The organism is Leifsonia sp. 563 (genome assembly GCF_040545055.1).
Lineage (GTDB): Bacteria > Actinomycetota > Actinomycetes > Actinomycetales > Microbacteriaceae > Leifsonia.
On record NZ_JBEPLE010000007.1, the window covers coordinates 124,270 to 144,815 of the forward strand.

General features: G+C 66.9%; 19 protein-coding genes. 11 read left to right on the forward strand and 8 right to left on the reverse strand.

What is annotated here, in order from left to right; all coding sequences use genetic code 11:
- Positions 1-18 precede the first annotated feature (18 nt).
- Entirely contained in the window at positions 19-2,451 is a 2,433-nt protein-coding gene (locus tag ABIC47_RS17260; RefSeq protein WP_354482323.1) for a DEAD/DEAH box helicase, read from the forward strand.
- 80 nt (positions 2,452-2,531) lie between these two features.
- Entirely contained in the window at positions 2,532-4,100 is a 1,569-nt protein-coding gene (gene lnt, locus ABIC47_RS17265; RefSeq protein ID WP_354482325.1) for an apolipoprotein N-acyltransferase, read from the forward strand.
- A 24-nt stretch (positions 4,101-4,124) separates the two neighbouring features.
- Here the strand turns inward: lnt and ABIC47_RS17270 are convergent, their stop codons facing one another.
- The 4 genes from ABIC47_RS17270 to ABIC47_RS17285 all read right to left on the reverse strand — a co-directional run bounded on the left by ABIC47_RS17270 (position 4,125) and on the right by ABIC47_RS17285 (position 6,868).
- Complete coding sequence (locus ABIC47_RS17270) at positions 4,125-4,496, reverse strand: RNA polymerase-binding protein RbpA (RefSeq protein ID WP_026307176.1); 372 nt, start codon at positions 4,494-4,496, stop codon at positions 4,125-4,127.
- Positions 4,497-4,620: 124 nt separating this feature from the next.
- Positions 4,621-5,370 (reverse strand): glycerophosphodiester phosphodiesterase family protein, encoded by a 750-nt coding sequence (locus ABIC47_RS17275; protein ID WP_354482329.1) that lies wholly within the window; start codon positions 5,368-5,370, stop codon positions 4,621-4,623.
- Positions 5,367-6,362 carry an SPFH domain-containing protein gene (locus ABIC47_RS17280; protein WP_354482332.1) on the reverse strand — a complete coding sequence of 332 codons (996 nt, stop codon included), beginning with the start codon at positions 6,360-6,362 and terminating at the stop codon, positions 5,367-5,369. Before ABIC47_RS17280 ends, ABIC47_RS17275 begins: the two co-directional genes overlap by 4 nt.
- Positions 6,359-6,868 carry an NfeD family protein gene (locus ABIC47_RS17285; protein ID WP_354482335.1) on the reverse strand — a complete coding sequence of 170 codons (510 nt, stop codon included), beginning with the start codon at positions 6,866-6,868 and terminating at the stop codon, positions 6,359-6,361. The genes ABIC47_RS17280 and ABIC47_RS17285 overlap by 4 nt, the downstream gene beginning before the upstream one ends.
- Positions 6,869-6,974: 106 nt before the next feature.
- Between ABIC47_RS17285 and ABIC47_RS17290 the strand changes: the two genes are divergently transcribed.
- Both ABIC47_RS17290 and ABIC47_RS17295 read left to right on the forward strand, forming a co-directional pair.
- Positions 6,975-7,745, forward strand: coding sequence for an SDR family oxidoreductase (locus ABIC47_RS17290; RefSeq protein ID WP_354482338.1), 771 nt, complete (start codon positions 6,975-6,977; stop codon positions 7,743-7,745).
- Positions 7,742-9,748: a S9 family peptidase gene (locus ABIC47_RS17295; RefSeq protein WP_354482340.1), complete on the forward strand. Its 2,007-nt coding sequence runs from the start codon at positions 7,742-7,744 to the stop codon at positions 9,746-9,748. The genes ABIC47_RS17290 and ABIC47_RS17295 overlap by 4 nt, the downstream gene beginning before the upstream one ends.
- Before the next feature lie 38 nt (positions 9,749-9,786).
- Here ABIC47_RS17295 and ABIC47_RS17300 read toward each other — a convergent pair whose 3' ends face one another.
- Positions 9,787-12,066 (reverse strand): ricin-type beta-trefoil lectin domain protein, encoded by a 2,280-nt coding sequence (locus ABIC47_RS17300; RefSeq protein ID WP_354482656.1) that lies wholly within the window; start codon positions 12,064-12,066, stop codon positions 9,787-9,789.
- A 410-nt stretch (positions 12,067-12,476) separates the two neighbouring features.
- Complete coding sequence (locus tag ABIC47_RS17305; RefSeq protein WP_020074706.1) at positions 12,477-13,118, reverse strand: HdeD family acid-resistance protein; 642 nt, start codon at positions 13,116-13,118, stop codon at positions 12,477-12,479.
- Between the two features lie 381 nt (positions 13,119-13,499).
- Between ABIC47_RS17305 and ABIC47_RS17310 the strand changes: the two genes are divergently transcribed.
- From ABIC47_RS17310 to ABIC47_RS17340, 7 genes are all read left to right on the forward strand, one after another.
- Positions 13,500-14,600: a tyrosine-type recombinase/integrase gene (locus ABIC47_RS17310; protein WP_354482343.1), complete on the forward strand. Its 1,101-nt coding sequence runs from the start codon at positions 13,500-13,502 to the stop codon at positions 14,598-14,600.
- A 58-nt stretch (positions 14,601-14,658) separates the two neighbouring features.
- Positions 14,659-14,940, forward strand: a complete 282-nt coding sequence (locus ABIC47_RS17315; protein ID WP_354482659.1) for a helix-turn-helix domain-containing protein — start codon at positions 14,659-14,661, stop codon at positions 14,938-14,940.
- A 1,080-nt stretch (positions 14,941-16,020) separates the two neighbouring features.
- The gene (locus ABIC47_RS17320; RefSeq protein WP_354482346.1) at positions 16,021-16,419 is read left to right on the forward strand and encodes a hypothetical protein; all 399 of its coding nucleotides are present in this window, start codon (positions 16,021-16,023) and stop codon (positions 16,417-16,419) included.
- 171 nt (positions 16,420-16,590) lie between these two features.
- A complete protein-coding gene (locus ABIC47_RS17325) occupies positions 16,591-16,797 on the forward strand; it encodes a hypothetical protein (protein WP_354482349.1) in 207 nt (68 codons plus the stop codon).
- Between the two features lie 64 nt (positions 16,798-16,861).
- Positions 16,862-17,164: a Rossmann-fold NAD(P)-binding domain-containing protein gene (locus ABIC47_RS17330; protein ID WP_354482352.1), complete on the forward strand. Its 303-nt coding sequence runs from the start codon at positions 16,862-16,864 to the stop codon at positions 17,162-17,164.
- 648 nt (positions 17,165-17,812) lie between these two features.
- Positions 17,813-18,976, forward strand: coding sequence for a competence protein CoiA (locus tag ABIC47_RS17335; RefSeq protein WP_354482355.1), 1,164 nt, complete (start codon positions 17,813-17,815; stop codon positions 18,974-18,976).
- 9 nt (positions 18,977-18,985) lie between these two features.
- On the forward strand, positions 18,986-19,387 hold the full coding sequence (locus ABIC47_RS17340) for an HNH endonuclease signature motif containing protein (protein ID WP_354482357.1): 402 nt from the start codon (positions 18,986-18,988) through the stop codon (positions 19,385-19,387).
- Here the strand turns inward: ABIC47_RS17340 and ABIC47_RS17345 are convergent.
- The gene (locus ABIC47_RS17345) at positions 19,384-20,001 is read right to left on the reverse strand and encodes a hypothetical protein (RefSeq protein ID WP_354482360.1); all 618 of its coding nucleotides are present in this window, start codon (positions 19,999-20,001) and stop codon (positions 19,384-19,386) included. The two genes, ABIC47_RS17340 and ABIC47_RS17345, sit on opposite strands and share 4 nt — an antisense overlap.
- A 201-nt stretch (positions 20,002-20,202) precedes the next feature.
- Complete coding sequence (locus ABIC47_RS17350) at positions 20,203-20,487, reverse strand: helix-turn-helix transcriptional regulator (RefSeq protein ID WP_354482363.1); 285 nt, start codon at positions 20,485-20,487, stop codon at positions 20,203-20,205.
- Between the last annotated feature and the right edge of the window lie 59 nt (positions 20,488-20,546).

Consider the following 20,546-nt stretch of genomic DNA (forward strand, 5'->3'; position numbering starts at 1 on the left):
CGGGCATAGGCTGGTGGGGTGACCGACCAGACGCTCTCACCGGCGGAGCGGTTCGCCGCCTCGCGCGACCGGGCCCGCCAGCCGCTGCTCGAGACCTTCCGCGCGAGTCTCCGGTTCGACCTCGACCCGTTCCAGCGGGAGGCATGCGGCGCTTTGGAGCGCGGGCGCAGCGTCCTCGTCGCCGCCCCGACCGGCGCCGGAAAGACCATCGTGGCCGAGTTCGCCGTCTTCCTCGCGATGCGCGAGGCCAACGCGAAGGTCTTCTACACGACGCCGATGAAGGCGCTCAGTAACCAGAAGTTCCAGGAGTTCGTGGAGGCGTACGGCCCCGAATCCGTCGGGCTCCTCACCGGCGACACGAACATCAACTCGCACGCCCGCATCGTCGTCATGACGACCGAGGTGCTCCGCAACATGCTCTACGCGGACTCCGACCTGCTCACCGACCTCGCCTACGTGGTCATGGACGAGGTGCACTACCTCGCCGACCGGTTCCGGGGCGCCGTGTGGGAGGAGGTCATCATCCACCTGCCGTCGGAGGTGCGGATGGTGTCGCTCAGCGCCACCGTGTCGAACGCCGAGGAGTTCGGCGACTGGCTTCAGGCCGTCCGCGGCGACACCGATGTCGTCGTTTCCGAGGAGCGACCGGTGCCGCTGGAGCAGCACATCCTGATGCGGTCCAAGCTCATCGACCTGTTCGACTCGTCGGGGCTCGCCGCCACCAACCGGGTCAACCCGGAGCTCGTGCAGATGGCCCGCTACGGCGGCCGGGTGCTGAGCAGCCGGCAGATGCGGGATGTGGGCCGTTATCACTCCAAGGGCGGTCGTCCGGACACGTTCCGGATGAGCCGGTCGGATCTTGTCGCGCTGCTCGACGACCGCAATCTGCTGCCTGCGATCTTCTTCATCTTCAGCCGTAACGGCTGCGACCAGGCGGTGCGCCAGGTGCTCCGGGCCGGGGTGCGCCTGACCGAGAAGCACGAGCGGGACGAGATCCGCGCGATCGTGGAGGAGCGGTGCCGCACGCTGCTCGACGAGGATCTGGCGGTGCTCGGCTACTGGGAGTGGCTGGAGGGGTTGGAGCGCGGTGTGGCCGCCCACCACGCCGGCCTGCTGCCCGCCTTCAAGGAGGTCGTCGAGGAGCTGTTCCGCCGGAAGCTCGTCAAGGTCGTCTTCGCGACAGAGACGCTCGCGCTCGGGATCAACATGCCCGCCCGGACCGTGGTCCTGGAGAAGCTGGAGAAGTTCAACGGCGAGGCCCGCGTCCCGATCACACCGGGGGAGTACACCCAGCTGACCGGTCGAGCCGGTCGCCGCGGCATCGACGTGGAGGGGCACTCCGTCATCCAATGGGAGGACGGGTTGGACCCGCAGTCGGTCGCCTCCCTCGCCTCCCGTCGCAGCTACCCGCTGAACTCCAGCTTCCGCCCGACGTACAACATGGCGGTGAACCTGATCGACCAGTTCGGCCGACCGCGCACGCGCGAGATCCTCGAGTCGTCGTTCGCCCAGTTCCAGGCCGACCGGGCCGTGGTCGACCTCGCCCGCAAGGCCATGCAGCAGGAGCAGTCGCTCGCCGGCTACGAGGAGGCGATGACGTGCCACCTCGGCGACTTCCGGGAGTACTTCGCCATCCGTCGAGAGCTGACGGACCTGGAGCGGTCCGGTTCCCGCATCGAGTCGGCATCCAACAGCGACCGTGAGAAGCGGCAGCGCCAGCTGGCAGCGCTGCGCAAGCGGATGAAGGACCACCCCTGCCACCGCTGCCCCGAGCGTGAGCAGCACGCGCGGTGGGCGGAGCGCTGGTGGAAGCTGAAGCGCGACACCGACCGGCTCCGGTCGCAGATCCAGTCGCGCACGGGCGCCGTCGCCAAGGTCTTCGACCGGGTGTCCGACGTGCTCCTGGAGCTCGGCTACCTGGCGAAGGAGGAGGGCGAGACCGTGCTGACCGTCCACGGCCGCACCCTCAAGCGCATCTACGGCGAGCGGGACCTCCTGGTCGCCGAATGCCTTCGTCGCAACGCCTGGAAGGATCTGGATGCGCCGGGCCTCGCCGCCATGGCGTGCGCCCTGGTCTTCGAGCCGCGACGCGACGACGGCCTGGCCAACGACCGCACGCTGCCGCGCGGTGCGTTCCGCCCGGCGCTCGAGAAGACGACGGCGTTGTGGAGCACCCTCGACGACCTGGAGCAGGACAATCGGCTCCCGGGCAGCGAGCCGCCGTCCACGGCGTTGTCCCTCGCGATGTGGATGTGGTCACGCGGCTCCGGGCTCGATGCCGTGCTGAGGGAGGCCGACATGGCGGCGGGCGACTTCGTCCGCTGGGCCAAGCAGACGATCGACCTCCTCGATCAGCTGTCGCTCGTCGCGCAGGGCAACGTCGGGCGGGTCGCCCGGCAGGCGCTGGAGTCCATCCGGCGCGGGATCGTCGCCTACTCCTCGGTCGCTTGACGCGGCTCGAGAGCGGCCCGCGCGACCGCGTCGCGCATCCTGAGCGGCCCCCACACGCGGATGCTTTAGGCTCTCCCTTCGTGCAGACCGTCCCGCGAGCCCCCCTTCCGCTCTGGCTCGCGGTGCTGGTCGCCGCGGCCGCCGGCCCGGTGCTCGATGCGGGGTTCCCGGACAAGGACTGGTGGCCGCTGACGTTCGTCGGCATCGCGATGGTGCTGCTCGCGCAGCGCGGCCGCCGCGCAGGCTCGGCATTCCTGGTCGGGTGGGTCGCGGGGGAGGCGTTCTACCTCGTCCATGTGTCGTGGACGGCGCTGTACCTGGGCCCGGTGCCCTGGGTGGCCCTCTCGACATTAGAGGCCCTGTTCTGGGGTGTCGGCGGCATCCTGATCACGCTCGCGTACCGGTGGGTGCCGCGGGCTTTCCCGACCCTGCTCGGGCGGCTCGGACTGCTGCCGGTGATCGTGAGCGGCCTCTGGGTGCTGCGGGAGTTCGTGACCGGCACCTGGCCGTACGGCGGCTTCTCCTGGGGGCGCGTCGCCGAGTCGCAGTCCCTCAGCCCGCTCGCCCTGATGGTCGCGTGGATCGGTATCTCGGGTGTGAGCTTCGTGATGGTGTGGCTGGTGGCGTTCCTGCTGGAGCTACCCGGCGCGCTGGATGTGCGAACGGTGCAGCGCTGGCTCCTGGCCGGAGCGGCGGTCGCCCTCGTGTTCGCGATCCCTGCCTGGCCCGCGACGACCAGCGGATCGACGCGGATCGCCGCCGTGCAGGGCAACGGACCGGCGGGCTACTTCGACAACGCCCCCGTCGGCGCGGTGTTCAACTCGCAGGTGGCGGAGACGTTGCGCATCCCGTCGTCGCAGGTGTCCGGCGTGAAGAAGGTCGACATGGTGGTCTGGCCGGAGGGGTCCGCCCTGCCGGACCCGACGCGGGACCCCGACAATGCGGCGATCCTGGATGCGCTGAGCCGCAAGTTCGGAGCCCCATTCGTCGTCGGGACGATCACCTCGCGTGACGACCGTCTCTACAACACCTCGCTGCAGTGGGAGGCTGGGAAAGGCGCCGTCGACTACTACGACAAGAAGCACCCCGTGCCGTTCGGGGAGTACGTTCCCGACCGCGCGTTCTGGCGTCCCTTCGCTCCGCAGCTCATCGACCTGATCGGTCGCGACTACACGCCAGGGACGCGGGACAACGTCTTCGACGTCGGCGGCGTCCGCGCCGGCATCTCCATCTGCTTCGACATCGTCGACGACCAGCTGCTGACGGACATGATGCGCGGGGGAGCGCAGGTGATCCTCGCTCAGACCAACAACGCGGACTTCGGCGAAACGGACGAGAACCAGCAGCAGCTCGCGATCGCCCGACTGCGCGCGATCGAGGCGGGGCGGTCGCTGGTGAACATCTCGACGGTGGGCAGCAGCCAGATCATCGGGCCCGACGGTCGCACGATCAGCTCCATCCCGCCGTTCAAGCCAGGGCACATGGTCGCGGACGTCCCGCTCGGGACCACGACGACGCCTGCGACGCTGCTCAGCCGCGGGATCGAATTCCTGGTCGCCGGCCTCGGGCTGTTCGGCTTGATCGTGGCGTTCACCGCGCGGCGCGGGCCCCTGCCGACGATGAAAAGGCCGCTCCCACCGCGAGGGTGAGAACGGCCCGGTGGCCCGACGTGGTCAGGCGGTGTGCTTGTGCTCGCTCGTTCCGCGACGCGACCGCAGGTACTGCAGGCGCTCCTCGAGGAGTTCCTCGAGCTCGGCGCGGGTGCGGCGCTCCAGCAGCATGTCCCAGTGGCTGCGGGGGGTCTTGACGTCGGAGTGGTCGACCTCGACGGGGGTGTCGCCGATCAGCAGGCGCGCCTCCTGGCCGCAGTGCTTGCACTCCCAGGTCTCGGGGGCCTCGGCCTCGGCCGAGAACACGACGTCGGTCTCCTTGCCGCAGGTGAGGCAAAGATAGTTGTAACGGGAACGCGGAGAGTAGACGACGCCTTCTTCACTCTGTAGGCTTTGGGCGCCGATTCTCATGCCGCGCAAGCTTCGATCTGCCATTGTGTGGTCTCCTCTAGTGCGCGCGAATCCTCACAGTTATAAACGGTCAAGCTGGGGATTCTCTTTCCAGGAGAGCGTTTCTCCCAGTGCCCTCTCAGAGTCGGCAGCGCGAGGTCGCCGGTCGTCAGGTTCTTGACGCCACCACGGACTTCAGGATGTCGCAGCGGTCCGTGACGATGCCGTCGACCCCGAGGTCGAGCAGCCGGACCATGTCGACGGGATCGTTGACCGTCCACACGTGCACTTCGGCACCGGCCGCGTGGATGCGCTCCACGGCTCGCCGCGTGACGATCCGCAGCGGACCACGCCGCTCGGGGACTTGGACGGCGACGAAACCGCGCAGAGCCCGGCGGACCAGAGGCACGATCCCGAACCGGGCGCCGATCAGGGCGGGGAAGAACTCAGACACGGCGGGGGAGGAGGCGACACCGGGGAGCGCGTCGGCGACGGCGCGTCTCCGCTCGCTCGAGAAGCTGGTGATGAGCACGCGCCCGGTCGCCCGGGCATCGCGGATGGCCGCTACCGCCGGTGCAGCTGCGCGCGCATCCTTCACGTCGATGTTGAAGCGCGCCTGCGGGAACGTGTCGAGGGCCTCGGCGAGAGAGCAGAAGCCCTGGCCGTGACCCAGCTCGATGCGGCGCAGTTCGGTCATCGTCAGCTGCCCGACCTTCACGTTGCGCCCGGCGACCCGGGCGAGGTCCGGGTCGTGGGCGATCACGGCGACGCCGTCCGCCGAGGCGTGGATGTCGGTCTCGAGGTGCGTCGCGCCCGCCGAGAGGGCGCGGAGGAACGCCAGGAGCGTGTTCTCCGGCGCGTCGAGGGCGAGGCCGCGATGCGCGACGATGCGCGTCGCGGCTCCGTCGAGGAACGTCACGGCGCGGTCGGCGCCGCCGGCCCGGTCTCGGCTGCCGGAGCGACCGGCGGCACCGACCCGGCCGCGGCTCCCGTCGCCGGTGGCCGCGGCGCGCCGGTCGCCGGCCCGAAGGCCTGACCGATGCCCTTCAGCGCCTCGGTCAACTCGCTCGGGATGATCCAGAGCTTGTTCGCGGGACCCTCGGCGAGCTTCGGCAGCGTCTGGAGGTACTGGTAGGCGAGCAGGAGGTTGTCCGGGTTGCCCTGGTGGATCGCACCGAACACCGTCGTGATCGCCTGCGCCTCGCCCTCGGCGCGGAGGACCGCCGCCTTCGCGTCGCCCTCCGCCTTGAGGATCGCGGCCTGCCGCAATCCCTCGGCGTTGAGGATCTCGGACTGCTTCGTGCCCTCGGCCGTCAGGATGACAGCGCGCCGGTCACGTTCCGCGCGCATCTGCTTCTCCATCGAGTCCTGAATGGAGAGGGGCGGCTCGATCGCCTTGAGCTCCACGCGCGCCACACGGATGCCCCACTTGCCGGTGGCCTCGTCGAGCACCACGCGCAGCTGTCCGTTGATGTTGTCGCGGCTGGTCAGCGCCTCTTCGAGGTTGAGGCCGCCGACGACGTTACGGAGCGTCGTTGTGGTGAGCTGCTCCACCGCGCCCAGGTAGTTGGCGATCTCGTAGGTCGCGGCGCGCGCATCGTTCACCTGGAAGTAGACGACCGTGTCGATCGAGACGACCAGGTTGTCTTCGGTGATGACCGGCTGCGGCGGGAAGGAGACCACCTGCTCGCGCATGTCGATCAACGGTCGCACCTTGTCGATGAACGGGACGACGACGTTGAGCCCCGGCATGAGTGTCTTGTGGTACCGGCCGAGCCTCTCGACGACGCCCGCCCTCGCCTGCGGGATGATGCGGATCGCGCGGAACAGCGTGACCAGCACGAAGATCGCGATGATCAGGACGATGACGCTGACCACGATGGTCAGGACCAGCTGGCTCGGATCGTTCACGGAGTGATCCTCTCGGTGAGGCCGTCGCTGCCTGCGGAAATCGGTGCGGGCGCGACGACGGCGGTCGCACCCTCGATCGAGACCACGATCACGTGCTCCCCGGGCACGAGCTCCCCGCGACCGCCGCCGGTGAAACCGCTGTCGGCGAGGCGCGAGGTCCAGGTCTCGCCGACCTGCAACTTCACCAGGCCCGTCGTGGGCGTGACGGTCGAGACGACGACGCCGCCCATCCCGATCAGCCGGTCGATGTTGCTCTTCGCGGGGTCGCCTCCGCGCTTCAGCGCGCGGAGCAGCGGCGGCCGGATGAAGAAGATGAGGACGACGGAGAGGATCGCCGCGATGATCAGCTGGAGCCACCAGGGCGCTCCGAACAGGCCGGAGACGAGGCCGCCGAGGCTGCCGATGGCGATCATCAGGAAGACGAAGTCGAGCGTCAGCATCTCGATGATCACGAAGATCAGGATGAGGACGAGCCAGACGATCCAGGCGAAGGACGTGATGTCCATGACGTCCCCCTTTCACTGCTTTCTCCGACCGTATCAGGTGCGGCCCACGCCGATTCCACCCCTCTTGGTAGTCTCAGGATGCAGACATCGACGCCGAGGAGTTTTCGTGGCAAACCCCCTTTCACCTGGTTCGCTGACGGGCAAGCGTGCCCTCGTCACCGGCTCGTCGCGCGGGATCGGCGCCGACACCGCGCAGTACCTCGCCGACGCGGGCGCGAGTGTCGTCATCAACTACCGCAACAAGGAGGCGCGGGCTCAGAAGCTCGTCGACTCGATCGTGGAGCAGGGCGGGACGGCCATCGCAGTCGGCGCCGACCTGACCGACCCGGACTCCGTCGAGGCCATGTTCCGGACAGTCGCCGACGCGTGGGGCGGCCTCGACATCCTGGTGCTCAACGCCTCCGGCGGCATGGAGTCCGGCATGGCCGAGGACTACGCCATGCAGCTCAACCGCGACGCGCAGGTGAACACGCTCACCGCGGCCCTCCCGCTGCTCGGCGAGGGTGCGCGCGTCGTGTTCGTCACGAGCCACCAGGCGCACTTCATCCGGACGACGCCGACCATGCCCGAGTACGAGGCCGTGGCGCTGAGCAAGCGGGCGGGAGAGGATGCGCTGCGCGCGCTGCTCCCGTCGCTCACCGAGAAGGGCGTCGAGTTCGTCGTCGTCTCCGGCGACATGATCGAGGGCACCATCACGGCGACCCTGCTCAACCGTCTCAACCCGGGCGCCATCGACGCGCGCAAGGAGGCGGCCGGCCGCCTCTACAACGTCAGCGAGTTCGCGGCCGAGGTCGCCGCGGCCGTCGTCGACCCCATTCCCGCCGACCACACGCGCCTCGTCGGCGACGTGTCCAGCTTCACGCCGGTCGTCGAGTGAAGCCCGCCGACCTCGGTCTGCTGACCGGCGTCTCGACGCCGACGGTCCACCCCGGCGGTGCGAAGGCCGTCGTGTCGGTGACCCGGCCATCCCTGGAGGCGGACGCCACGGTGGGGCAGCTGTGGAGCATCCCGCTCACCGGTCACGCCGCTCCGCGCCTGCTGACGCGCGGGTTCCGCGACACGGCGCCGCGATTCTCGCCCGACGGACGCCTGCTGGCCTTCCTCCGTGCCGAGCCGAAGAAGGCGCCGCAGCTGTTCGTCGTCGACGCCGCCGGCGCCGAGCCCGTCGCTGTCACCGACCGCACCCTCGGCGTCTCGGAATTCGCCTGGTCGCCCGACGCGCGGACGCTCGCCTTCGTCAGCCGTGTGCCCGAACAGGGCCGCTACGGCACGGTCGAGGGCATCGACCCGAACGGGGAGCCCGCCCGCCGAATCGACACTCTGAAATATCAGGCGAACGGGCTCGGCTACATCACCGACCGGCGGGCCCACGTCTTCACCGTGCCGGTGCCGGACGTGTGGGCTGCGCCCATCCCGGACCCCGCGCCGAAACCGGACGGGTCGACCGACCCGGCGCCGTCGGTCACCGAGCCGCGCCAGCTGACCGACGGTCCGTGGGACGACGGCGCGATCTCGTTCTCGCCGGACGGCCGGAGCATCGCCTTCATCTCCGAACGGCACGCCAGCCGCGACCTCGACCTCCGGTCGAACGTGTTCCTCGTTCCGGTCGACGGGGGAGAGGCGCGCGATCTGACCGGCTCGCACGGGTCGTACAGCGTGATCGCCGTGCACTACGCCGGCGGTGGCCCCCTGTTCTTCACCGCGCAGGACGTCGGCCAGACCGGGCGCGACTTCGTCGCCAAGAACGCTGCGCTCTACGTGATCGACGCCGCGGGCTCGGCGCCGCGCCGGCTCACCGACCCGGAGTCGGTCGACTTCACCGAGTCCGACATCGCGCCGCGAGCCGACGACTCGGTGCTCCTCGTCGACCGCAGCCGCGGGGCGCTCGTCCTGACCGAGGTGAACGCGGCGGAGGAGAGCCGTCGCCTCACCGACGACCACACGGTCGTGAGCGGTGCGGCTGCGGCGGGCGAGACGATCGTCGTCTCCTTCGCCGACGCGCGGACGACCGGAGACGTCGCCGTCGTCGAGAGTGCCGGTCTGCGCCGCCTGACCGACTTCTCGGCTCCGCTGCGCTCGACGGGCATCATCGAGCCGCGCGAGCTCACGGTCACCGGCCGCGACGGCTATCCCGTGCACGGCTGGGTGCTGGTCCCCGAGGGCGAAGGGCCGCATCCCGTGCTGCTCAACATCCACGGCGGGCCGTTCGCCTCGTACACGCACGCGCTCTTCGACGAGGCTCAGGTGTATGCCGCCGCGGGCTACGCGGTCGTCATGTCGAACCCGCGCGGTTCGGCGGGGTACGGCCAGGAGCACGGCCGGGTCATCCGTCAGCGGATGGGCACGGTCGACCTCACGGACGTGCTCGACTTCCTCGACGGCGCCATCGCCGAGGTCCCGGGCCTCGACGCCGAACGCGTCGGGATCATGGGCGGCTCGTACGGCGGCTACCTCACGGCCTGGACGATCGCGCACGATCACCGCTTCGCCGCGTCGATCGTGGAGCGCGGATTCCTCGACCCGGACGCGTTCGTCGGAACCAGCGACATCGGCAGCTTCTTCGGCGACGAGTACACCGGGACGGACCCGGAGCTGATGCGGTCGCAGAGCCCGCAGGCCGTCGTGGACCAGGTGCGCACGCCGACGCTCGTGCTGCACTCGTCCCATGACCTGCGCTGCCCGCTCGGGCAGGCCGAGCGCTACTACGCGGCGCTCAAGCGCAGGGGAGTGGAGACGGAACTCGTCATCTTCCCGGGCGAAGACCATGAGTTGAGCCGCAGCGGGCGGCCGCGCCACCGCCAGGAACGCTTCGACATCATCCTCGACTGGTGGGCGCAGCACCTCCCGAGCCGGAGCAACCACCGCGGAGCATCACGCTGATGGCCCCGACCGAGATTTCGGTCGGGGCCATCAGCGTGTCATCGACGCGTGGTGACACTCACCTCACTCAGTGAGAGGGGGTTGGTGCCGTTCAGTTGGACGCGGACGTACCGGTGCGTGCCGCCCGGCGCCCACGCGACATTCTGCCCGTTGGTGGCGGTGACGCGGGTAGAGACGACACCGGGCGAAGCTGCGATCTCGGACGGAGTCCCCGTGGTCGGAAAGGGAGTGGGGGAGGCCATGATCCAGAAGTCGGCCAACCGGTCGCCGCAGCAGTCGGTGCGGTTATGCAGAGTGACCGTATCCACCGGGACTGCCGTCCCGAGGTCGACCTGCCACCAGGCGCCCTGCTGCGACTGCGTGTGCGTTACCGAGCCGTTGCCGTAGACGCCGTCCGGATTTCCATCGATCGCCTTCGCGGCAACCGCAGTGTCGAAGGTCGATGACTGGGACGCGATCCCGAACATCGCCGCGTTGGCCGGGACCCGGGTCACCGTCACGTCGGGCTCGGGCGCCGGCGGGTTGGGTACCGCGCGCCACTGCTGATTGGTGCCGCCGTTGCAGGGGTACGTGATCACGGCCGTGCCTTCTCCAGCGGAGACGTTCGCCGCATCCAGACACTCGCCGGTGTACTGACTCTGTATCGTCCAGGCGCCCGTCGGCGTCACGGTCGGCCCCCAGCGGTAACTGGAGTCGGCTCCGTTGCAAGCTTCGTCCAGAACCGCCTGCTGCGTCTTGGCCTTCCACCGAAGGCAGGTCCCGGTGTCGAGGTTCCGCAGCAGGCCGCCACCGGTGCCCGGGACGTCCGCGAACGCCCATCTCGCCTTCGTGGCTGAAAAGTCCCTGGTGATGGCGCTTCGCACGCGGGGGTCGCTATCGCCCGCTGGTGCAGCGGTTGTTCCGATTCCAGCGCCCTTCGTGTCGGCGACCGACAGGAGCGACATCACACCCTTCCGGAGCTGGTCCGGTACGGCCCAGGCCTCGTTGGAGGACGTCCCGCACGAGTACAGGATGAGGGGTGAACCGTCGCCAGTCGCCCCTCCCGCGACGTTCAGGCACGTGCCCGTGGCCGTGTTGCGAATGGTGCCGTTGGCCGGCAGCGTCCAGGTCTGCGCCGCAGAAGCCGAGCAGGTCGCGATTGATACCGTGCCTCCGGAGCCCTGGGCGCAGAGTTCATGCGATTCGAGTTGCTTGTCATCGACGGTCTGATCGGTGGTGGATCGGTACACGCCGAGTGCGTAGCCGCCGCTCACCGGACGCAGATCCCACTTCTGCTCAGCGGAGGCGTCGCAACCGCGCAGGGACAGTCCCGCTCCGATGGCCCTCGATCCGCCGGTCACCGTCACGCACCGCTGCGACCCCCACCCCACGATGCGATCGCCCGGCGCGGTCGCGTCCGGTAGGGAACGCTTCGTCCTGGTCGCCGTGGACGGCGCGATGGTGAGGCTCGTCGTGTCGTGCCCCCAGGTGCCGCAGGTCATCATGCGTGCGGCCCAGGGCCAGTCCAGCGAGAGTTGTGAGATGCCGCCGAGGCAGGTCCCGCTCACCTTGTTGATGAGCTGCCTGCCCTCCCAGCCGGGGAAGTCCATAGAGCCGATCGCCCACTTTGTCTCGTCGCCGGTGCAGTAGGCCATGTGGACCTTAGTGCCCCGCCGCTTCAGACACAGGCCGGATCCGCTGTTCACGACCCAGCCCCAGTTGTCTCGATCCGGTACGAAGGTCCAGTCGGAATAGCCCTGCGTGTCGGTGGTCCCGAAGTCCACGGGTCTTGCCCACCCCGAGCCGTAGGCGGTGGACGAGACGAGGCTTGTGTTGGAGTCGTAACCGAAGCGTCCGATGCGGGATTGTGCCGGAAACCCCGGTGTGGCGTTCGGCTTCCATCGGGCGAGCACGCCGGCGATGTCATCCGGATACGGTCCGAACTGATTCGAGCATTGCCAGAACTCCGAGATATCCGCCGTCATGACCGTCGAGCAGGCGAACTGGTAGGAGTTGTGCGCAAGACCGAGAAGATGGCCGAATTCATGCGTGAACACGTTCTGACGGAGCCGCTCGGTGGAGCCGGCGAGCTTTCCTCTCACGATCGTGAGGGTTCCGTTGGTCAGGCCCCGGTCCGATGAGCACACTGTCGACATAGCGGCGAGCACATCCGGTGTCTCAGGCTCATCCTGAACGGCGATGACGTTGACGGGAATCGTTCCCGCCGGCACCGGACGATTGACGGCGCGGAAGCCGATGCCCGTCACTCCCGCCCACGCGTTCCAGGCAGCGATCGAGGCGCGCAGAGACGGTCCGTACGCGGCCGGCACGTCGTCCATCTCCACGGCGATCGTCGCGGTGGACGGGTACGGGGAGCAGTCGTGTGCCTTGCCTTCCCAGGCGTCGGCGGGGGCCGCCGTGGTGCCCGTTGAGACGAGGAACGACCCGACGACGGCCGCCGCCGTCGCGAGGGCGAGGGTGATTCGGCGTTTACGCCGAGAACGAGAATCCGAGCTGTGCCGACGGGTGCGAGAGTGCATTGCTCCCCTGAGATCGAGTGGACGAGTCGTTCTCGACGATAACGGGGATAGGAATAACGGGACAGCAGTATATATACCAGTGCAACGCCGTCATTTGTAGCGTGCTCGCGCCTAGGGACCCCGCTGGCGCCACATTCGCGCCGAATGTGCGTTTTGGGCCTGCCTTCCCGCACATTCGGCACGAATCTGCCGCGCTAGATCGTATACGATCAGGCGACGCGCGGCGTAGCGGCAGGGGAGTCGGTCGCCTTCAGCACCTCGCGTCCGAAGGTGAACGCTCGGACGATCCCGATCACGCCCAGGACGATCAGCGAGAACGCCGCGAAGAACAGCAGGAACACCGCGGACGACGCCGGCAGCACCAGCACGACGATGCCGGCGATGATGCTGAGAATGCCGAACGCGATGGCCCAGCCGGACGATGCGGCGCGTCCGGCTTCGGCCAGCGCCATGACGCCGTCGATGATCCAGCCGACGCCGATGAAGGCGATGGCGAAGATCACCAGCGTGACCGCTGCGGCCGAGACGTTCTTCAGTGCGACGATGCCGGCGAAAATGAGCAGGACTCCGAGAATGATGTTGAGCGCTCGAGAGCCGCCGCGCATCCCGCGGCTGAAGATGCCGATCCCGAGGCGCATGATCCCGGCGACCAGGAAGTAGATCCCGAGGAAGATCGCCAGCACCGACAGCGTCTTCTCGGGCCAGAACAGCAGGACGATGCCGAGGATCAGCGCGACGGCGCCGCTGACGCCCAGCGCCGTGCGGATGGCGTTGATGGCCCCACGGGTCATGTTCCGGGCATCCAGCGAGAACTCGTGCAGCATCGGGTCGGTCGGATCTGTAGCGCTCATGACGTCATCCCTTCGAGAGCGGCGGCCGCTTCACAGGCGGTTCGTTGCTGACACTAGCGCGCCGCATGCGTGCTGTCAGGAGTCGGGATGTGCCGTGTCGCCGTGGGATATCGTTACGCTGATAATGCACATTATGTCAGATAGACCGTGCATTATTGCAGTGGATGAAATCGCGGCCACTCTTCCCTCGATCAACCAACTCACAACAACGGAAAGCCTAGCTGACCGGCCAATCTCGTTGCCGGCTCGAGCACGCCGAAGAGACTTCTTGGGGGTCCATCAGTTTTGGACTGCTTATCAATCTGCCTGCGAAAACCTCCCGCTTGCAAGGAAGTTGCATTTAATGAATGATAGTCGCATCGGATGAAAGGGGTCACTGCGATGCCTATCGACAACAGCGGCCGAGTCGAGCGGCGCAGAGGCGTCGCTCTCCTGCATCCGGAGGAGCAAACTTTTGAGGAGATGCTCACTGGCTTTCGGCGGCAGCAACTAGCGCGCAATTTATCGGTCGGGACTATCGAGGCGCGCGAGGGCGTGGTGCGCCGATTCATGGCCGCAACCAATGAATACCCGTGGTTATGGACCGTCGAGCTGGTCGACGAGTTCTTCGCCGACCGCCGCGAGATCCACCACAACAAACGCACGACGATCAGGAGTTATCAGGACGCACTCGGCCTGTTTACCGACTACATCTGCTCTCCCGCGTACGGATGGACGGACCTGTGCTCCGAGCTGTTCGGCACCCACCCTGTTCGTGTTCTTCACCAGTGGAACACCGCCCGGCACATTCAGGAGGCCGAACACGGCGGTCGTCGCCGGCCCTTCCGTCATGCCGAACTGCAGATGTTCTTCGACCGCGCAGACGACGAAGTCGATCGCATAGCTAGGCTCAACCGAAAAGGGTGGGCGGCTGCGTTTCGGGACAGCACGCTGTTCAAGCTCACCTACTGTTTTGGGCTACGTCGCAACGAGGTCCGACACCTCGAGACGTTCGACTTCAGTCGCAACCCGTACGCTGCCGAGTTCGGCAAGTTCGGCCACCTTAACGTTCGCTTCGGGAAGGCAATGAAGGGCTCGGACTACAAGCAGCGCAATGTTCTAGCCGTCTTCCCCTGGGGATCGGACATCCTCGAGGAGTGGCTGGAGCGTGGCAAACCGCTCCTGGGCGGAGGGACTAGCCTTTTCGCCACCGAGCGCGGAACCCTCGTTTCCGAGTCGGCGCTGAACACACGTTTTCGGCTCTACCGTGACGAGCTCGGCCTGGGACGCGAAATCACATTCCACTCGCTCCGCCACTCCTACATCACCCACTTGATCGAGGCAGGGTTCGAATCCCTGTTCGTGCAGCAACAGGTCGGACACGAATACGCCTCCACCACTGCGCTCTACACCGGCGTCTCCAGCGACTTCCGCGTCCGCACGCTGAGGCGAACACTGGACAGCACTATCGCCGACGCCCTCAAACACGGATTGAAGGACTGAGATGCAACGCACGGCCGACTACACCTGGAATCTTGCCGAGCTGATGGCACGGAATGGGATGCACAACTCCACAGACCTAGCACCCCATCTGGCTAACCGAGGCATAACGCTCTCATCCGCGCAGATCTGGCGCTTGGTCACCCAACGGCCCGAACGGCTCTCACTCCCCCTGCTTGCGGCGCTCTGCGACATATTCCACTGCACCGCAGCCGAGCTTGTTACCGTCACAGCACACGATGCCGCGGCCAGGAAAGTCGTCAACCAGGTCGTAGACATGAACACCACCGCTAGCCATGCCCGTCCTCGCCGTGCCCGGATCATCCGCGATGACGCCGAGTAGCCAGCGCCGGCCGAGAGGTCGGCCGCGTTCAGCCGGCGACACGACCTGCGCCAGATGCAAAGAGCAGGCCCCTTCCACGACGACGAAGTATCGGTTTCCCGAGGGCCTCGTCTGCGGCAGATGTTACGACAAGGCCGTGCACACCCACGGGTCATGCAGCACTTGCCAGGCCGACCGCCTCCTCCCCGGCGTAACCGCGGAGGGCGAACCCATCTGCGTAGCGTGCGCACACATCCAGCGCGACTTCCACTGCGTACGCTGCGGCCAAGAGCGCGCTCCCTTCCGTAAAGGGCTCTGTGAGCGCTGCGCACTCTCCGACGATTTGGACGAACTCTTAGCTGGGCCGGCCGACCGTGCGACGATGCTTGCCCCCCTAAGGTCTCACCTCCTTGGCGCCGACCGCCCGACGAGCGTCCTCACCTGGATGCGCTCCCCCAAAGTGAGGCTCCTCCTCCGCAGCCTCGCCACCGACAAGATCCCTGTCACCCACGACGCACTCGACGCCCTACCAACAAGCGGCGCCGTGAACCACCTTCGCGCGCTATTGGTCGAGACGGGCTTGCTGAGCCCGCGCGACGAAGACTTCCAACGATTCCAATCATGGGTCACGACAAAGGTTGAGCGGAGCCCTCGTGAATACCGGCAAGCGATCGAACGCTACGCCGTCTGGCACCACCTCCGTCGAATCCGCCGACTCCACGAAAGCGGGACAGACACACATCGCGCGGCCCACAATGCGAAGCAGCAGATCACTGCGGCAGTCAACTTCGTGGCATGGCTCCAGGAGCGAGGAACCCCCCTTGAACGTGTTCCCAATCCGACGTCGACATCTGGCTCACCACCGGCACAACCAGCCGGTTCACCGTTCGTGGCTTCCTTCAATTCACAACTGAAAGCCGCCTCTCCCCCGCGCTTGAGGTGCCGACTAGACACAGTCGCGCCCGCACCAGACGTATCACCGACGAAGAACGGCTGGGATGGATCGGCTACTACCTCACCGAAGATTCCATCCCACTCGCTACCCGAACAGCCGCGCTACTCCTCCTCGTCTTCGGCCAACCACTAACGCGCATCGCGTCAATGCGTGTCGACGCCGTTCGCGACGACCGCGTAACCGGCCTGACCATCCGCTTCACCGATGATCCAGTACCTGTTCCACCACTGTTCGATGACATCATCCGCGGCCATCTCGCATCCAGAGCACGGACGCGGACGAACTCGGCCGCCAACAACCCTTACGTGTTCCCAGGGCTGCGGGCAGGCTCCCACATCACGCGCTCGCAACTGAAGACAGAACTGAATGCCCTCGGCATCGATGTGCTCGCAGCAAAGAACACCAGCCTCGACGAGCTCGTGGCCGCGATGCCCGCGCCAATGGTCGCCGACGCACTTGGCTATAGCTACACCGCACTCGGGCAGCACGAACAATACAGAGGAGTCCGCTACCGCAGCTACGTCAGCGGCCGGATGCCCGACTGACACCAACGCTTGATTCGCTTAGATGCGACCGCGAGCCGTCGGCTATCAGGAGGGATACCGGAACGGGCCACCGACCCCGGATCCGGCTGGCTAGAGGCCTACGCGAGCCAGGTGCTCGTAACGGTCCTGGCGGAGGCTCGGAATGTCAGCGGTTGGTGCTTGTCTGCAGGCATGATCGATTGGAGTGCGCTACTACACGCGATGCACGCGGGCCGGTGGGAAGCCTTCGTGCTGATCGGCAACGCCGTGTGGACGGACGTCCGCACAATCTGGTGGTTCGGCCCTCTTGTTCTGATGATTTTGGTCACCATGGGCCGCCGGAAGCTGCTTCGGCTCGCCAACAAGGTGGCAGGCGCCTATTGGTCCAGTCATCGCTGATGCCAGGCGATGCGCGGCGATCAGACCTCAGTCGTCCAACCGGTGGATCTTAGTTGTCCAGGGAATGGGCACAATCCACGGTTTCTCGGCAGCCCGCGCCGGCGACGGCGTCCGCGCGGCCACAAAGTGGGGACTGAACGGCTGGTACGAGTCGCTGCGCAAGGAACTCCTCCCCGATGTCAGGGTGACGTTGATCGAGCGTGGTGACGTCGCGACCGAGCTTCCGACACACGCAGCGGTCAACGAGGCATACGGCCAGGCAACCGTCACGGCGGACGACACTGCCGAGGTCATTGTCTTCGCCCTCTGGCGGCCACGACCTCTCGCCATCAACGAGATCCTGCTACGACGATCCACTCAAGCCTGACCTTGTCGAGCGCCAACTCCCTCCTGTAGAACACCCGCTCCTGCCAGTTGGTGAGACGGGTGTACACATAGATACAAACATTGAGACTCAGCCCAGGCGGCGCGGGCCGAGAGCACGAAGCACTCGACCCGCGCGCGATCTCAGTGGGCGTTGATGATGGACACGATCAGACCGAGGACGGTGACGGCCAGAACAGGCACGTCAGTCCTCAGCCGGAAGCGCGGCCGCGGGGTGCGCAAGTCGCTCACGGTGCGGTCTCCTTTCGGTGTCGGTGTATCCACACCGGGAGCTCCGTCGTATGCTGGTGCTCGTCCAAGCGACCAGGACGGCGGGCATCCCGCGGTCCGAACTTGAAGCCGGGACCTGTTAGAGCAGGCCCGGCTTCGTTGTTCGATCCGCCGGCATCACGTGGCTCACGTGCCGTTCCACTCAGTACTATCGGCCGCAGCGCGTCGGAGTCTCGCTGAACGAGTGCCGCGCGACTGAAGCTGTGAAGTACCACACCGTAAGCTTAGCGTTTCCTGGGAACACTATTCCAGAAAACGGCGCCCCTCCCCCTCTTCAAGGCTGCCGGCGGGCTGCGGCGCACTCACCGGCCACCACTTCGGGTGATCGCGGAGGGGGCGGGATCTCATGTAGGCAGGATGCATGCCTCTCGTCGCAATCATGAACGGTCGGCGCATCGAAGCGCCGTCGCTCAACGATGACGACTGGGCGAAACTCCGAGCCGAGGTGCAGCAGCACCCTCTCGAGCTCGTATGCGGGCAGGCGGGGTACCTGCGCACCAGCAAGCGAGGCATGAGGCACTTCGTGCACAAGGCAGCCAGCTGCGACCTGCACGCCGCCTCCGGTCCGGAGAGTGCCGAGCACCTGGCAAGCAAGGCCGCCCTCGCCGCCGCTGCGCGGGAAGCGGGGTGGGATGCCACCATCGAGTTCGTTGGACCGGATCGAGAGTGGATCGCCGACGTCATCATCGAGCGCGGCGGGGCCCGGATCGCTCTGGAGGCGCAGTGGTCACCGCAAGCGGCCGAGGACTTCATTCGCCGCAGCCAGCGCTACGCCGGCGCGGGGATGCGCACCATCTGGTTCGTCGGCCCGCGCAACCATGACCGAGCCGAGGTCGAAGACGTCTACCGGATCTCCGGCTCCCCGGAGTCGCTCACGATCGACCTGCCCGGTCGCGTGTTCGAGGCCGAGGCGACATGGTCACTGCAGGAGGGCGTGCTCGCGCTCTTCACCGGCCGCTTCCGCAAGCGCCTGGAGGTGCGACCGACCGGCACGCTCGTGCTCGCCAAGATGAACCGCTGCTACGCCTGCAATCAGTGGATCACGCACTGGTGGCTCCACGGAGTCATCGTCGACACCCGGTGCGGAAAGCCCGGGCAAGCCGCGATGTTCATGAGTCCGCTGCCGTTGCGGAAGAAGGCGCTGGAGCCGTCGCTGAGCGCGGAGCTCCTGCGAGAGCTCGCGGCGAGCTTCGCACCTCCTACGACGCACAAGACAGTGAAGACACCGGAGGGTGGCGAGTACATCGGGCAGGTCTGCCCACGCTGCGGCCGAGTTCAGGGCGACTTCCACCTCACCACGACCAAACACCGAGCCGCGGTCTACTACCTGCCCGTCTCCCCCGGCGTCGACCTGGACCGATCTCTGACAGCCGTACATCATCAGTGCGACGACGTCGGGCGCGGCCGCTGCGCGCCGATGCCGCCGCGGCGGCCGACGTTCCCCGGGCCGGCCGAGAACGGGTTGGTGCACTTCGACGCGTTCTGGGCGGACGACTTCGAACCTCTCCCCGAGCGTCGCCGATAGGGTCGAGGCATGGGAGTGCCCGGAAAGCGGACGGTGTCACGGGCCGGCTACAGCGCCTACATCCAGTCTCCGGAGTGGCGCGCAGTCCGACAGCGCTACTTCGCCTCAGGGATGCCGCAGGAGTGCTACGTCTGCGGAACGCCGAGGAAGCCCGGCATGCATCTGCACCACCGGACGTACAAGAACCTCGGCGCCGAGCGGCTGATGGACCTCGTTCCGGTGTGTCCGGGATGCCACGAGCTGATCCACGCGATCTTCAACTCGAACAGGCCCTACTGGGAGCGTGAGGGGCTGTGGTTCGCCACCAAGAAGGCGCGGATGCTGGTGCAGAAGCGGACCAATCCCATCGCTGAGTTCGGCGCGAATCTCGTCGACGCACGTAAGCGGTACCGGGCGGCCCAGCGCGCCTAGAACAGGTTCGCGCCGCGCTCCTCGGTCTCCAGCTCCGCGGCCAGGTCCTTCAGCCACGGCAGCGGGCCACCGGTCACCCAGCGCTCGGTCATCTCCACGTAGAGCTCCTCGGGAGTGCGACCTTCGAGCATCTGCCGACGAGCCCACTCCTCTCGTTCCTGGCGCTCTTTTTGGTGATGCAGAGCGACCTCGCGGAAGTGGGCCTGGCGCTCGGCTTCGATCCGCGCCGCGCACTCCGGGCAGGTCGGTACGCTCGACGTGCGCGCAACGAGCCTCACAGGCCGCCCGCAGCCGCCGGCGCACGGGGTCTCGAACGGCTCTGAACCTGCGTACTCGTGGACGCGGCCGCCACCGCCTTTCAAGGCGAAGGCGTCGGCGATCGCTTGGGCGTGGATGTCGCGGTGCTCCCAGTAGAGGGAGCGGACAACCTGCTGCGGGACTTGGCGATCTTCGATGGCGAGAGCCCCGCCGTAGCGTTGCATGACGGTGTTGGTCCGCTCACGTTGCTCGGCGAGCCTGCGGGTGGCTTCATCGACCGCGCGACGGGCTTGCTCGAGCTCGTCGACCGCGCTCCACATCTCGGACTCGAACCTGTCCAGGTCGATGTTGTTCACCGCACCAACCTAACCAGCGAGACTGTCAGTCGAGCGATAGGACACACAGAAGCCGGCGGTCGGGTCAGACCAGCGCGGCTCATACTTTACGAGGCCGGTGGCCAGGTCTTGGAGACCACCTATGGACAGGTGGGCCCCGACACCCCGTAATCGACGAGATCCTTCTGCGTCCCTCCGACACCCCCTGGCAAAGCGCTTCCGCTAGCGACGGCGCAAATCTGGAGCAGGTTGAGGAAGCAAATCAGTGAGGTCGACCTCGAGTGCCTGGGCAATCCCGAGTAAAGAACGGAGAGACGGATTCACGGGAGCCCCAGGCCTCGACTCCCCCTTCTCGTACTTCTGATAGGTGAATCTAGTGAGCCCGGCGCGGTACGCGACATCCTCTTGGCTCAGATTCAGGCGCTCGCGAGTTGCACGAAGGGACGTCGCGAACCGCTGAGCATATTCGCTCCAATCCGCGCTAGGTTCCTTGCGTCCTCGTGCCACACCTCAAGCGTTGCGAGTCCGCGGTACCCGCATGGCCTATTCGGTATGGCATAATTCCG